The sequence below is a fragment of the Staphylococcus delphini genome (assembly GCF_900636325.1).
GTDB classification, from domain to species: Bacteria; Bacillota; Bacilli; order Staphylococcales; family Staphylococcaceae; genus Staphylococcus; species Staphylococcus delphini.
In genome coordinates, this window is the sequence record NZ_LR134263.1 from 967,813 (window position 1) to 982,464 (window position 14,652).

Consider the following 14,652-nt stretch of genomic DNA (forward strand, 5'->3'; position numbering starts at 1 on the left):
GGGGATAGGCGATGAAAAAGTCAATAGTACTTCTTTTAGGTTTATCACTTGTATTATCAGCTTGTGGTCCAGATGAAGATGAATCAAAGTCCTCGAAAGAAAAAACAGAAGCGCAACAACGAGACCACAATAAAGTAAAAGAAATCGCAACAGATAAAAATGTGCAAGGAACAGATTATCGAACAATCTTGCCTTTTAAAGAAAGTCAGGCACGTGGATTAATTCAAGAAAATATGGCGAATAGCTATAACGGTGAAGATTTTGAAGATGGCTTGCTCAATATTAGTAAAGAAGTGTATCCGACTGATGAGTACTTGTATCAAGATGGTCAATATTTAGATAAAGACACGATCAGAGCTTACCTGCGTCCGAAATATACGAAAAAAGAACTTGATAAAATGAGCGACAAAGAAAAAGAAAATAAAAATGCGACAGCGAACTTAGGATTAAATCCATCTGTGAATGGTGAAACAGATGAAGAAAAAATCGCTAAAAAATCTCCTGCTTATTTATCGAATATTTTAGAACAAGACTTTTACGATAATGGTGACACTAAAGGCGAAGATATTGAAGGTATGACAATCGGTTTAGCGATGAATAGCGTGTATTACTATCAAAAAGAAAAGTATGGTGAAACGTATCACGAAAAACTCGATGAAAAAGAAGTGAAAAAACAAGGACAACAAATGGCTGAAGAAATGTTATTGCGTTTACGAGAAAATGAGGATTTAAAAGACATTCCAATTACCTTTGCGATATACATTCAGTCAGCACAAGAGGACATTATTCCGGGTCATTTTGTGACTTATGCGACAGCCGAGAAAAAAGGGTCTAAACTGTCAGACTGGCATCAAATCGACCAAAAGACGGTACTGTTACCGTCAAGTGAGGCATCAGATTTGAATGAAAATCTCAATGCGAACTTCAAAGACTTTAACAGTGCATTACAATCTTACTTCTCTAACTTTACACAAGCCGTTGGTAAAGCAGAGTTTAAAAACAAAAAAGTACAACATTTAACTGTTGATTTACCTATTGATTATTATGGTAAAGCGGAGTTGATCGGGATTACGCAATATGTGACACAGCTCGCTGAAAAAGATTTTAAATCTGTGGATCAATATGAGATTCATATTAAAGATGGAAGTCAGCCACGTGCGCTTATACGTAAAACGAAAGAAGAAAAATCACCACAAGTACACATTTATCAAAACTAATGTGAATGGTGAATAAAATGAGACAAACGACCACGATACTTCGAGTGATAAGTACGCTCAAGTAAACGTGGTCGTTTTTTATGAAGCAGTCATCTAGAGAATCAAAAAAGTTATTTTTTTTAAGCGTGGAGTCTAAAAGCTTAATATCGTTTCCTCATCACAACCGAAAGTCCTTTTTATTTTTCCTGATAGCCTAATAAATAGCTTATTAACACACCTGATAGAATATATCCAAAAGGTCTGATGATTGAATCGCCTAACGCTACTTTAAAATAAAACAGAGCTATAAACAGTAGGAGACCTATGAAAAATAAAAATTTACGTTTAATATACAACATGGTATCCACCACCGGGAAATGTTTTTTACATCGTCTATTTAAATTCATTTTGATATAGAACGATACCCTATATGATGACGTAACATACATCTATGCTTGTCGATTCTATCATTAAGAAAATCCTTAAAGTCACCAGTATGTACAACATAACCCAAATAAAAAAGACCGGGAATTATCCCAGTCTCTCAGTATCATCATGTCTATGGATGACATTGAACGATAAGCAATAATTGTAAAACTTGTATCGCTTCTGTTAATTTTTTGATTTTGCGTCATTCAATTGCTTGACGACTTGATTCAAATCGTCTTCTACAAAGGCACCCGGTTTTTGTGTCATATTTGAAACAAGGACAGTAACGATTAAACTCACGATAAAGCCCGGAACAATTTCGTATAAGTTAAAGAAATCGTTCACGTCACCGTATGGATGCGCAAATACAATCCACAAAATCACGGTTAACGCACCAGCCACCATCCCGCTTATTGCACCTGTACGTGATAATCCTTTCCAATACAATGAAAGAATGACTAATGGACCAAAAGCCGCACCGAAACCTGCCCATGCATTACCGACTAAGTTTAAAATCGTGTTGTTCGGTGTCCAAGCAATGGCAATAGCAGCAACCGCTACGATCATTACAGAAATACGTCCGACTAATACAAATTCTTTCTCATGTGCAGCGGCATTGGCTTTGTCACCACGAATCAGTTTGTAAAAGTCTTCTGTTAATGAACTAGACGTGACGAGTAATTGAGAAGAAATAGTGCTCATAATCGCTGCTAAAATCGCTGCGAGCAAGAAACCACCAACTAATGGATGGAACAGCAATTGACTCATTAAAATAAATAATGTTTCTGGGTCTTGAATTTGAACGCCTTGTGCCGGAACGAACGCAATACCGAGTAGTCCGACTAACACAGCGCCTAACAATCCGACAATCATCCACGTAATCCCAATACGACGTGTAAGCGGGAATAATTTCACAGTACGAATCGACATGAAACGCACAAGAATGTGAGGTTGGCCAAAATAACCGAGTCCCCAAGCAAAGAATGAAATAATCCCAATCACAGTTGTCCCTTTAAATAAATCTAAATTAGTCGGTTTCATTTCTGCAATCGTATGGAATGTGTCTAAACCATTTAACTTTAACATCACAACAATAGGTACCATGACCATTGCCACTAACATAATTACCCCTTGAAAAAAGTCAGTGATCGAAACAGCAAGATACCCACCGAAAAACGTGTAGAGAATCACGATCGCCGCAATTAAAATTAATCCGACATGATAGTCTAGTCCGAATGCACTGTCGAATAACTTACCACCCGATACTAAACCCGCATGCGTATACAATGTAAAGAATACGACAATGATCAAGCCGGAAATAATTTTAATTAAATTCGATTGATCATCTAAACGGTTTTTAAAGAAATCTGGTAACGTAATCGCATCACCGGCAATTTCTGTATGTGCACGAAGTCTTGGTGCGACAACTAAATAGTTAATGTAAGCACCGAGTGTTAGACCAATCGTAATCCATACGGCAGATAGCCCAGTTGAATACACTTCACCAGGTAATCCCATAATCATCCAACCGCTCATATCAGAAGCACCTGCAGAGAGGGCGGTTACCCATGGGCCAATGTTACGGCCACCTAACATATACTCACTCAAGTTACTCGTTGCTTGTTTATAGCCATAGTAACCAATGCCGAGTAAGATAATGAAATAAATGGCAATCATAATATACGTTTGCCAATCGAGATTCACTTGACTGGACAAAGTAGAACCAAATAAAACCATATTGATCTCCCCTTTTGTTTTCACTTGCATAAGATTATTATACAGAATTGTATACGAAAGGAAAGATGTATTTCACAGTTTATGTGTAATTTAACCTCGTAGTTACAAGAGAAACAGCGATATATGGATAAAAAAAGTTCAAAATTAAATATCAATAATTATTCAGTTTGCTGTTGTAAATATAAATAAAAAATATAGTGAGACGTCGAGCTTGCGAAAAACAAGCATGTCGAAAAATGATAGCGTCGTCCGCGTTCGTGTCAACATTGTGTCGTGACGCACCTTGTTTGAAATATTTTAGATTTTTATGCTGAAATTTGGTACAATTTATAGATAAAAGAGTATTTTTAAGGAGGCTTTACCGGCATGGCTGAGATTACCAAAAAACAAGTTGAGCATATTGCGAATCTTGCACGCTTAAATGTGACAGAAGAAGATACTGCCGATATGCAACAGACATTAGAAGGTATTTTAAATTTTTGTCATCAAATTGATTCTGTCGATACAGAACAAGTTAAACCTACAAACCATGTATTAGATTTACAAAATGTATTACGTGATGATGTGGCGGTAACAGGATTGCCACAAGAAAAAGCATTAACAAATGCAAAAGAAGTGGAAGCTGGACAATTTAAAGTACCAGCAGTTATGAACAGGGAGGACGCATAAAGATGAGCATCCGCTATGAATCTATTGAAAACTTACAAAAGATGATTAAGGATAATCAAATTAAACCTTCTGAAATTGTGAAAGATATATACGACGCAATTGAAGAAACAGATCCAACTATCCAATCATTTTTAGCGCTCGATAAAGAAAATGCGATGAAAAAAGCCGAAGAATTAGATGCCTTACAAGCGAAAGGTGAAATGGAAGGTAAATTGTTCGGTATTCCAATGGGGATTAAAGATAATATCATTACTGAAGGTCTAGAGACGACTTGTGCAAGTAAGATGTTAGAAGGTTTTGTGCCGATTTATGAATCAACAGTCATGAAGAAGCTACATAATGAAAACGGGATACTTATCGGTAAAGTGAATTTAGACGAATTTGCGATGGGTGGTTCTACAGAGACCTCTTACTTTAAAAAGACGGTAAACCCGTTCGACCATAAAGCCGTTCCAGGTGGCTCATCAGGTGGTTCCGCAGCAGCAGTTGCAGCAGGGCTTGTACCATTTACATTAGGTACTGATACAGGTGGTTCTATTCGTCAACCTGCAGCGTATTGCGGTGTGGTAGGATTAAAACCAACATACGGTCGTGTGTCACGTTTTGGTTTAGTTGCCTTTGCGTCATCACTGGATCAAATTGGACCGATTACACGTAACGTTAAGGATAATGCATTAGTGTTAGAAGCGATTGCGGGTGTTGATGAAATGGATTCAACAAGTGCACCAGACGTGGCGACTGACTTTACTGCTGATATCGGTAAAGACATTAAAGATATGAAAATTGCGTTGCCGAAAGAATACATCGGTGAAGGTGTCGATGAAGAAGTGAAAGAAGCGGTATTAAAAGCTGCAGAAACACTTAAATCTTTAGGTGCCATCGTTGAAGAAGTGTCATTACCAAGAACAGCATACGGTATTCCTTCATATTATGTCATTGCTTCAGCTGAGGCATCATCTAACTTGGCACGTTTTGATGGTATTCGTTACGGTTATCATTCAAAAGAAGCACAAACTTTAGAAGAACTTTACAAATTGTCTCGTAGCGAAGGCTTTGGTAAAGAAGTGAAACGTCGTATTTTATTAGGAACATATGTGTTAAGTTCTGGTTATTACGATGCTTACTATAAAAAAGCACAAAAAGTACGTACATTAATTAAGAATGATTTCGAAAACGTCTTTAAAGATTACGATGTCATTTTAGGACCAACAACACCAACTGTTGCGTTCGACTTAGGTGCTGAAATTAATGATCCACTAACAATGTATGCCAATGACTTATTAACAACACCAGTGAACTTAGCTGGTTTACCTGGTATTTCTGTACCGTGTGGTTTAGCGGAAAATGGTCGTCCTATTGGTTTACAACTGATCGGTAAACCGTTTGATGAAAAAACGTTATATCGCGTCGCACATCAATACGAAACACAATTTAACTTACACGACCAATATCAAAAATTATAAGGAGTGGCAATCAATGCATTTTGAAACGATAATCGGACTTGAGGTCCATGTTGAATTGAAAACGGACTCAAAAATGTTTTCAAATGCGCCGGTAGCATACGGTGCAGAACCGAATACAAATACAAGCGTCATCGATTTGGCGTATCCTGGTGTTTTACCAACAGTGAACCGTCGTGCAGTGGATTGGTCTATGCGTGCGGCGATGGCATTGAACATGGAAATCGCAACTGAATCAAAATTTGACCGTAAAAACTATTTCTATCCAGACAACCCGAAAGCTTACCAAATTTCACAATTAGACCAACCGATTGGTGAAAATGGTTATATCGATATCGAAGTGAACGGTGAAACGAAACGTATCGGTATTACACGTTTACACATGGAAGAAGATGCTGGGAAATCAACACATAAAGATGGTTACTCACTTGTAGATTTAAACCGTCAAGGGACACCATTAATTGAAATCGTCTCTGAACCAGACATTCGCTCACCAGAAGAAGCGTATGCATATTTAGAAAAATTACGTTCTATTATTCAATATACAGGCGTATCTGACGGTAAAATGGAAGAAGGTTCATTGCGTTGTGATGCGAACGTATCTTTACGTCCATACGGCCAAAAAGAGTTTGGTACGAAAGCGGAACTTAAAAACTTAAACTCATTTAACAATGTGCGTAAAGGTTTAGAATATGAAGTGAAACGCCAAGAAGAAGAATTGTTAAATGGCGGCGAAATTTTACAAGAAACACGTCGTTTTGATGAATCTACAGGTAAAACGATTTTAATGCGTGTTAAGGAAGCGTCAGATGACTACCGTTACTTCCCAGAACCTGACATCGTACCATTATATATTGATGAAGCGTGGAAAGCGCGTGTTCGTGAATCGATTCCTGAATTACCGGATGCGCGTAAAGAAAAATATGTGAAAGAATTCGGTTTACCTGCATATGACGCGCATGTTTTAACATTAACAAAAGAGATGTCAGATTTCTTTGAAGCGGCTGTTGAAGAAGGCGCTGATGTGAAAATGATCTCGAACTGGTTAATGGGTGGCGTCAACGAATACCTCAATAAAAATCAAATTGAGTTACAAGATACAGGCCTTACACCAGCGAACTTAGCAGGGATGATTAAATTGATTGAAGATGGCACGATGAGTAGTAAAATTGCGAAAAAAGTGTTCCCAGAATTAGCACAAAATGGTGGGGACGCGAAGCAAATTATGAAAGATAAAGGTCTTGTTCAAATTTCTGATGAAGGTGCTGTATTAGAATTTGTACAACAAGCAATTGCTGAAAATCCACAATCTGTTGAAGATTATAAGAACGGTAAAGGTAAGGCAATGGGCTTCTTAGTTGGACAAATTATGAAGTTATCGAAAGGTCAAGCGAATCCACAACTTGCGAATCAGTTGTTGAAGCAAGAGTTGGATAAGCAATAGGTTGTTTTGAATAGAGGCGAGTGGATGAAATGCAATAGTGATGATTGTATTTCACGCTCGTCTTTTTTTGTGACATTTGTTGGTTTTCAACATTACGTATGGTGGCGAGTAGGACGGGTTTGCTGAACAAGCTTTCGCTTTCATCATAAAGTTATTTAATGATTGCCTTTTTGGGCTTGCTTTCCTAGGGACTTGCCTCAACTAAATTCGGCTTGATTGAAGTGTACACTTGATTGAGGCCGAATTGGATTTTCGGCTGCGTCTTGTTCCCTCAGGAGTCGCGCCCAGTTTGGCAATCATTTGCGTAAATAGGAGCGAAAGCGAGCTTGTTCTATCAATCTTAATTGAGATGCTCAAACGATTTGAAATGTCGAATGAAAATGTTACAAAACAGATGAAGCGTGTAATTAATCATACACTTGCACTTCTTCAGCACGCGTTCTATTCAAGTGTCTATTGCTTGATCTTAGGTGAGTGGGAGGATATAAAGAGGTGAACGAGACAGCTTGTTGTCGCTATAGATTATATGTACGCTTTTGAAAACGATGTTGACGTTATTTTCTTATCATTTTTAAGAATTTGCTTGTTTTTAGCTTTCATTACATCTTTGTTTACTATAATATAAGTTGTGAGTACTGAAAAATTGAGGGATATAAATGAGAAAACGTGCGAGAATAATCTATAATCCTACATCGGGTAAAGAAGTGTTTAAACGTGCATTACCTGATGTACTAATCAAAATGGAACAAGCTGGTTATGAGACGAGTGCCTATGCGACCCAAAAAGTTGGCGATGCGACAGAAGAGGCGGCGCGTGCGATCGAGGCCCAATACGATTTGTTGATTGTCGCTGGTGGGGACGGCACATTGAACGAAGTCGTGAATGGTATTGCTGAAAAACCGAATCGTCCTAAGTTAGGCTTAATTCCTATGGGGACGGTGAATGATTTCGGTCGAGCACTCCATCTTCCAACTGATATTTTTGAGGCCGTGGATGTCATTTTAGATGGCAAAACCGTCCAAGTCGATATCGGTAAAATGAATAGCCGTTATTTTATTAATTTGGCTGGCGGTGGTAAAATTACGGAAGTTTCGTATGAAGCACCGAGTAAATTAAAATCAATTGTCGGACCTTTTGCTTACTATATTAAAGGGTTTGAAATGTTGCCACAAATGCATGCGGTCGATGTGCGGATTGAATTTGATTCGCAAGTCTTTGAAGGTGAAATCATGTTGTTCTTACTCGGTTTAACCAATTCAATGGCTGGTTTTGAGAAGTTAGTACCAGATGCGAAATTGGATGACGGGATGTTTACACTGCTGATTGTTGAAAAGGCAAATATTGCAGAATTGGGGCACATTATGACACTTGCCTCACGCGGTGAACATATTAAACACCCGAAAGTACATTATCATAAAGCGCAATCGGTAAATATTTCATCCTTTAGTGATATGCCATTAAATGTAGATGGTGAATACGGTGGGCAGTTACCGGCCAACTTTTTAAATTTAGTCCGTCATATTGAAGTTTTTTCACCTGCACAAGAAGATAACGCATTATTGATTGATGCACCAACACAATCAGAGTAACCGAGTCTAATTGCGCACAAAAATTAAAAAAGATGATGACTACAAACGTCACAACAATACTCTCGTGGGGGAGTGGGACTTTGAAATCTAACGTTAATGTTAAATTTTTGGTCCTGCTCCTTTTTATTGAAATTGTGAAAAAAGTTAAGGGATCATTACAAAAATATTACACTACTTTTAAATAAGTATGGTATCATCTTTAATGAGCTATATACTAACTTAAAAAATAAAGTATCCATCAAGTGTTAGTTTTTTGTAAGAGCGTTCGTAGGGTACTGCTATCTTTGGTAAGTCCAATAGATTTCGCTCACAGTGGTCTAAATTAATTTGTTTTGACTAAAAATAGAATTTAAAACAAGAGGTGCTCAACTGATGAAAGTTCTAACTACTATATTAGATTTTTTGGCGTTTGTATGTGTAAGTCTATTATTTTTAAAGTTTGTAGTTCATACTGTCAATGGGATTTTTGATTGGCATTTACGATGGTATTTTTTAGAAGATATTCCACACATGGCAATTATTTTGCTTGTATTAATGTTTGTGTTTGCCATACCTTCAGAAATGATAAAAGAAAAAGAAAAAAGAGAAAAATAGTTTGATCTTAAAAATATGTAGATACTATAGGCGCTTTAAAAGAGGTCATGTTAGGTTGACCAATTATTTTTATGTATTAAATCGAATTTTAACATCTTATCGCTATGATTATGCATATTTTGTCAAACTTTGCTTCAAATATATACATACTTTTTTCTTGATTGTTATTAAACCTGAAGAAAGGAAGAATTTTAATTGATCAAAATATTAGATACTTTAATATTCATTTGTGTAATTGTTTTAGGATCAAAATATGTGATTCAATCAGCTAACACGATATTTGATTTGAATTTAAGGTGGTACTTTTTAGAAGATGTCCCCTACCTTTCCCTTATTTTGACAATCTTGATTTTTGTGTTATACATATTATCCGAATACCTTAAAGAAAAGTCATCAAAGGCAAAAGAATGAGATGATACAGCAACTCATTTCTTAATGGTGAGCAACATTGTTTTGTAATACAATCGTTAATCCATTGAGCTGAAAAAAATTTCTTAGTTTTGATATAGTGAAAATAAACGTTAACTTATATTATACTTTAAACATTGATTGATAAAGGAGTTCAGTGTAAAGTTATAAAAGTGTAATGAATTTTGCGATTGATGAATGATTGGAAGTGAAGCATCAAGCGTACGACATGTGGTATCACCTGGTATTAACAGTGGAGGGGATGTTCGCGTTAAGGATTATTGAAAAAGCGAATAAAGCTGAACTTAGTCATATGATGATAACAGGCTCTCGTGGGGGAGCGGGACTTTGAAATCTAACGTTAATGTTAAATTTTTGGTCCTGCTCCTTTCCCTTGTAAGTTGAATTTGTGAAAAGTGAGATGAATAAGATGAGTTTAGTGAAGAAAAATGAAATCTATGAGGGAAAAGTTGTGGATTTGACACACGAAGGTCATGGTGTGATTAAAAGAGATCGTTATCCCATCTTTATCCCTCAGACGTTAATAGATGAAGAAGTGCAATATAAAGTCATTAAAGTGAAAAAGAATTTCTCAATCGGTAAGCTGATGAACGTGAAAAAGGCGAGCCCAGATCGTGTGACGCCGCCATGTGAATATTATCAACAATGTGGCGGATGTCAACTTCAACATTTGTCATATCCTGCGCAATTAGAGATGAAACGTAAACAAGTGATGAATTTGTTTCATCATAAAGGAAAAATGGCAGAAGTGCCGATTCACGACACGATAGGGATGGATGATCCTTGGCATTACCGCAACAAGTCTCAAATTCCGGTTGGGACGAATCGTCATGGTCAGTTGCAAATGGGCTTTTATCGTCAGCGGAGTCATGACATTATTGATATGGATCATTGCCTGATTCAAAATGATGATCAAAACGCTATGATGAATGTGATTAAAAGTTTACTAGAAAAATATCACATTCCAGCTTATAACGAACAAAAACATCAAGGTCTCGTTCGTCATGTTGTGATTCGTAAAGGCTACTATACGAATGAAGTGATGGTTATTTTTGTGCTCAACGGTAAAAAGTTGCCGCATCAAAACGACATTGTGACCGCTTTAACGACACAGTTTCCGCAAATTGTGAGTATCAAGTTGAATTTCCAAACGAACAAAACGAATGTCATTATGGGGCATACGTCCAAAACCATTTACGGTAAAGACATTATCGAGGATACGTTAGATGATTTGACTTTCGAAATTGGCGATTTATCGTTTTATCAAATCAATGTGACACAAACACAAAAATTGTATCGTCAAGCGTTACAGTATGCGAAATTAACGGGTAATGAAGTGGTGTTAGATGCGTATTGTGGGATTGGGACGATCAGTTTATTTATGGCACCGCATGCACAACATGTATATGGTGTAGAAGTTGTCCCTGAAGCGATAGAGGATGCGAAAAGGAATGCGCGCAACAATCAATTGAACAATACAACATTTGTCGCTGGTGCGGCTGAAGATGTCATTTTAAAATGGCAACAAGAGGGGATTCAGCCAGATGTGGTGACAGTAGATCCACCACGCAAAGGCTGTGACGCGACATTTATTGAAACATTAAATGCGTTAGCCCCAAAACGTATTGTCTATGTGTCATGTAATCCAAGTACACAATTACGCGATATTGAAATGTTGAAAGCAGCTTATACACTTAAAGAAATCACACCTGTCGATATGTTCCCGCATACGACACATGTCGAAACAGTAGCGTTGTTAGAAAGAAAATATTGATATAGGTTAAAGCGCAAAGGGTTCTAGGGACATTTTTTTTAGAATGTGACTGAGTGCCCTTTTTTGTTTTGGTGATATATAGAGAATAGTACGCCGGATTTGATTTGATAAATAAGTTTGTCGTCAATAGACATTTGTAAAATTGTAAAAATATTGAGACACATTAGACATTTTGCGTTTATTAGCATCTTTCCAGAATTAATATTCAGAAAATTTTGAATAAAAAGTTTACTTTTGAACCTATATCTGTTATATTTAGGGTGTAATATTAAGAGGGGGTGCCATTATGGGTGGTATTAATTGCGGACATTCCAATAATAGAGTAGTAAAGAATGATATGTATCGATTAGAATATGCATCTTACACAAAATATTTGTTTAAATGTTTTGAAGATTTTTGTAATGCAAATGCATGGGTTGAAGAGTTTACACTTTTGGAGATTGATGATAATGATAAAGCCCTAATTGCATATAAAAAAGCATTACTTGCCTTTCAGGAGGCGATTACTAATTTACAGAGTGCTAGAAATTCACTTAGCAATAGTTACAATGAGATTGCGCCTTTATTTAAATATAGTCAATTAAAAAATGGTTCAGTAAACCAATATAAAAAGTTTGATCATTCCTTTGCTAAAGGGGTATTCGAAAAGGGAGGGGTTGTGACGAACGAGACAAAGGTTTGGGAGTCTGTTATTATTTCTCTGCAAAATGGAGGAGAAGTAGATTATTTAAATTATCAACAAAGTAAGTTGGTTATTTTTGAAAATACATTGCAAAATCTATTTGAGGAATATCAAAAATTAGAAAAATATATACGACAAGGTGTATCACATGTTGCAATTAGAGATATTGAAGTTGATATCACGCCGTTAACTGCAATGGCCTTGACTAAAATCAGTGAATTGATGAGTTCTTTAACATACTTATGTTTAGTCGAATATTCAGCACATACAAGTGTTAGTGGTAAAACGATTGATGTATTGGATTTACTACCAAAAACAAACAAAAATAGTATACAGCATCTAAAAGCAAATTGATTTTTATAAACTGTATCTATACGATACAGTTTTTTTATGTAGGGGGATTAATATGTTAGAGAATGTTTCTGAACATGGGGTTTCAGGATTTTACACATATCACTTTACAGAGGGAAGCTCATTTAGACCATGTGCCACAAGTATTATAGAAAAGGAAGCGATAAAAGCTACTAAAGATGAGTTTATGGAGTTAATGCTTATTTCAAGTAAATCTTTTCCATTTGTATTTTTCGGAGGTAAATCCTTAGGTAATTTTAAACTACCTATTCATCTTCATCCGTTTATGTGGCAAAAACGAACTATCCAAGATGTGAATTGGTATAATCAAATGAATGTTAAGTATGTCCCTTTTTATAACTACAAGGACGGATCTTTGAAGTATATACCGAAAGAATTAAGTGTCTATTATGAAAAAACAAAAGGGATTGGGCTATCTTTTAGTCCTCAAGAGGGGTATTCCTATGCTCGAGATATTGAACTTGCTAAATTAAAAGCGGCTATGGAATTAATAGAAAAGGATATTGTTACTTTGTGGTGGCATAGAGAAACAGCAAGTAGAATTATTGTGATTGATGATATTGATGAGGATTTAAGAATTATTAGAAATCAATTATTAAATCAAGGTATAGATATCACGCTATTAGATATTGAAAATGATTTAGGTGTTTATGTGGTTGTGTGTATTCTCAAACAAGATAGCTTTCCATCAGTCACTTATGGTAGTGCAGCACATTTTGAAATTAAAGGTGCAGTTAAACATGCAATTTTTGAAGCGATTTCATGTATTGTGGGTTTGAGGTATGAGTTCATTAATTTTAAAAAAATCCGTACTAGTTTTACGTATCCTGATTTTATTAGTGATAGTCCATTGAGTAATTTATCCGATTATAAAGAGATATTGAACTTGAAAACAGCCATTAATAAATATGATATATATTATTCTTGTATTTCTGTTGATGAAGGATACTTAGTCAAAGCGTATTGTTATGAATTACAACCGACTCTGTATAGTGATACGGTTCCTTTAACTAAACGATTCTTCATAGTAAACAATAAGGAAGTCAGGATTAAAGATGATTTTCCGTTCATATAGAAGGTGAGTTATGAAAACTAAAAGAATTATCGCGTCAGATTTTTTAACAACGATGATGTCTTCAGCCTTAACCATTTATATATACTGGTTTGCTTATCAATATTTCTCTAGTCAAATTATCATATCCATTATCGGTTTTGGACAATTAAGTGGTGTGTTTCTCTCAAGTCTTGGTGGTGGCATCTCAGACAGTATGAACAAGCTGTTATTCATCAAAGTTCTGAATTTTTTTAAAGTAGGATTACTTTTGATGGTGTTGGTATTAGAAAAGGTTATGAACATGGAAATTTTGTTGCCACTGTTTATGTTTGGTTCAACAGTGATAGGAGGTTTACAGTCACCTACGTTAGAATCATTGGTTCCATTTTTAGCCAGCAGTGATGAGGCGCTTTTTCGTATTAACTCTGTGGTTTCGAGTTCAACACAGGTTGCATCCATTATGGCGATTGTTTTATCTGCAGTTTATATTTCATTTCTCTCTTTTACAACGATTGTTTTTGTGACATTTCTTATCACTGCCATCGCAACAATTTTACTTGTAGGACTGATGGTGGAAACGCCATTGCAGTCTACTTCAGTCCTTAATAATATGAAGCAGGGGGCGAGTTATATCTTTAAAACGCCTTACATTCGTAACCTTATTCCAGTTGCATTGGTCATGAATTTCTCGTTTTGGAGTATCTTTTTGCTCTTACCTAAAATCGCCAATGACAGTTTTTCATTTTTAAAAACCTCTTATAGTGGCATGGAGCTCTCCTTTGCCTTAGGAGGTGTCTTAGGTGGCATCATATTTGCGAAATACTTCTATGATGTTAAAGATAAATATCGTTTATTTAAGAGGACATTGTTTACACAGAGTTACGTCTTGTTGTTATTAGGACTCGTTTTACTTATTCCTAACAGTGCGCTTGCCTATACAGGAATGCTGTTGTGCTGGTTTTTGTATGCTTTGATCAACACGATTTTCTCTATTCTCTATTTTGGAAAGATTCAATTGAAAGTCCCTAGAGATATGATTGGCAGTGTTTTTGGGGCAATTTTAACGCTCTTTTCATTAGTCAATCCCGTGGCAGCCATCATGTCGGGATTTCTCGTTTCGCTTTTTAAAATACCTCTGTTAATTGTATTGTTGTCTTCACTCATGTTGTTAGCTGCCTGGAGTATTCGCTTCCTAGCAGATGTTGAAACGGTATTTGATTAAA

The 14,652-nt window shown here is 36.2% G+C and carries 12 protein-coding genes; 11 read left to right on the top strand and 1 reads right to left on the bottom strand.

What is annotated here, in order from left to right; translation table 11 throughout:
• Positions 1-11 precede the first annotated feature (11 nt).
• A complete protein-coding gene (locus EL101_RS04375) occupies positions 12-1,217 on the top strand; it encodes a CamS family sex pheromone protein (RefSeq protein WP_096597647.1) in 1,206 nt (401 codons plus the stop codon).
• Between the two features lie 591 nt (positions 1,218-1,808).
• Here EL101_RS04375 and putP read toward each other — a convergent pair.
• Positions 1,809-3,362 carry a sodium/proline symporter PutP gene (putP, locus tag EL101_RS04380; RefSeq protein WP_019166447.1) on the bottom strand — a complete coding sequence of 518 codons (1,554 nt, stop codon included), beginning with the start codon at positions 3,360-3,362 and terminating at the stop codon, positions 1,809-1,811.
• A 366-nt stretch (positions 3,363-3,728) separates the two neighbouring features.
• Here putP and gatC point away from each other — a divergent pair, with 366 nt between their 5' ends.
• The 10 genes from gatC to EL101_RS04430 all read left to right on the top strand — a co-directional run bounded on the left by gatC (position 3,729) and on the right by EL101_RS04430 (position 14,651).
• Positions 3,729-4,031, top strand: coding sequence for an Asp-tRNA(Asn)/Glu-tRNA(Gln) amidotransferase subunit GatC (gene gatC / locus EL101_RS04385; RefSeq protein WP_014613458.1), 303 nt, complete (start codon positions 3,729-3,731; stop codon positions 4,029-4,031).
• A 2-nt stretch (positions 4,032-4,033) separates the two neighbouring features.
• Positions 4,034-5,494, top strand: coding sequence for an Asp-tRNA(Asn)/Glu-tRNA(Gln) amidotransferase subunit GatA (gene gatA / locus EL101_RS04390; protein WP_096546433.1), 1,461 nt, complete (start codon positions 4,034-4,036; stop codon positions 5,492-5,494).
• A 13-nt stretch (positions 5,495-5,507) separates the two neighbouring features.
• Positions 5,508-6,935 carry an Asp-tRNA(Asn)/Glu-tRNA(Gln) amidotransferase subunit GatB gene (gene gatB, locus EL101_RS04395; protein ID WP_014613460.1) on the top strand — a complete coding sequence of 476 codons (1,428 nt, stop codon included), beginning with the start codon at positions 5,508-5,510 and terminating at the stop codon, positions 6,933-6,935.
• 656 nt (positions 6,936-7,591) lie between these two features.
• Positions 7,592-8,524 (top strand): diacylglycerol kinase, encoded by a 933-nt coding sequence (locus tag EL101_RS04400; RefSeq protein WP_019166450.1) that lies wholly within the window; start codon positions 7,592-7,594, stop codon positions 8,522-8,524.
• A gap of 372 nt (positions 8,525-8,896) precedes the next feature.
• Entirely contained in the window at positions 8,897-9,118 is a 222-nt protein-coding gene (elxI1, locus tag EL101_RS04405; RefSeq protein ID WP_096597651.1) for an epilancin biosynthesis-related protein ElxI1, read from the top strand.
• A 255-nt stretch (positions 9,119-9,373) separates the two neighbouring features.
• Entirely contained in the window at positions 9,374-9,529 is a 156-nt protein-coding gene (elxI1, locus tag EL101_RS13480; protein WP_422396469.1) for an epilancin biosynthesis-related protein ElxI1, read from the top strand.
• 427 nt (positions 9,530-9,956) lie between these two features.
• Positions 9,957-11,321, top strand: a complete 1,365-nt coding sequence (rlmD, locus tag EL101_RS04415; protein ID WP_096597655.1) for a 23S rRNA (uracil(1939)-C(5))-methyltransferase RlmD — start codon at positions 9,957-9,959, stop codon at positions 11,319-11,321.
• Between the two features lie 286 nt (positions 11,322-11,607).
• Positions 11,608-12,357: a hypothetical protein gene (locus EL101_RS04420; RefSeq protein ID WP_096597657.1), complete on the top strand. Its 750-nt coding sequence runs from the start codon at positions 11,608-11,610 to the stop codon at positions 12,355-12,357.
• Positions 12,358-12,409: 52 nt separating this feature from the next.
• Complete coding sequence (locus EL101_RS04425; protein ID WP_096597659.1) at positions 12,410-13,450, top strand: YcaO-like family protein; 1,041 nt, start codon at positions 12,410-12,412, stop codon at positions 13,448-13,450.
• Between the two features lie 10 nt (positions 13,451-13,460).
• On the top strand, positions 13,461-14,651 hold the full coding sequence (locus EL101_RS04430; protein WP_096597661.1) for an MFS transporter: 1,191 nt from the start codon (positions 13,461-13,463) through the stop codon (positions 14,649-14,651).
• Position 14,652: the final 1 nt, after the last annotated feature.

What these genes read in the sequence shown, in the direction of transcription:
- EL101_RS04375 (WP_096597647.1), top strand. Translation starts at nt 12, where the DNA reads ATGAAAAAGTCAATAGTACTTCTTTTAGGTTTATCACTTGTATTATCA.
- putP (WP_019166447.1), bottom strand. Translation starts at nt 3,362, where the DNA reads ATGGTTTTATTTGGTTCTACTTTGTCCAGTCAAGTGAATCTCGATTGG.
- gatC (WP_014613458.1), top strand. Translation starts at nt 3,729, where the DNA reads ATGGCTGAGATTACCAAAAAACAAGTTGAGCATATTGCGAATCTTGCA.
- gatA (WP_096546433.1), top strand. Translation starts at nt 4,034, where the DNA reads ATGAGCATCCGCTATGAATCTATTGAAAACTTACAAAAGATGATTAAG.
- gatB (WP_014613460.1), top strand. Translation starts at nt 5,508, where the DNA reads ATGCATTTTGAAACGATAATCGGACTTGAGGTCCATGTTGAATTGAAA.
- EL101_RS04400 (WP_019166450.1), top strand. Translation starts at nt 7,592, where the DNA reads ATGAGAAAACGTGCGAGAATAATCTATAATCCTACATCGGGTAAAGAA.
- elxI1 (WP_096597651.1), top strand. Translation starts at nt 8,897, where the DNA reads ATGAAAGTTCTAACTACTATATTAGATTTTTTGGCGTTTGTATGTGTA.
- rlmD (WP_096597655.1), top strand. Translation starts at nt 9,957, where the DNA reads ATGAGTTTAGTGAAGAAAAATGAAATCTATGAGGGAAAAGTTGTGGAT.
- EL101_RS04420 (WP_096597657.1), top strand. Translation starts at nt 11,608, where the DNA reads ATGGGTGGTATTAATTGCGGACATTCCAATAATAGAGTAGTAAAGAAT.
- EL101_RS04425 (WP_096597659.1), top strand. Translation starts at nt 12,410, where the DNA reads ATGTTAGAGAATGTTTCTGAACATGGGGTTTCAGGATTTTACACATAT.
- EL101_RS04430 (WP_096597661.1), top strand. Translation starts at nt 13,461, where the DNA reads ATGAAAACTAAAAGAATTATCGCGTCAGATTTTTTAACAACGATGATG.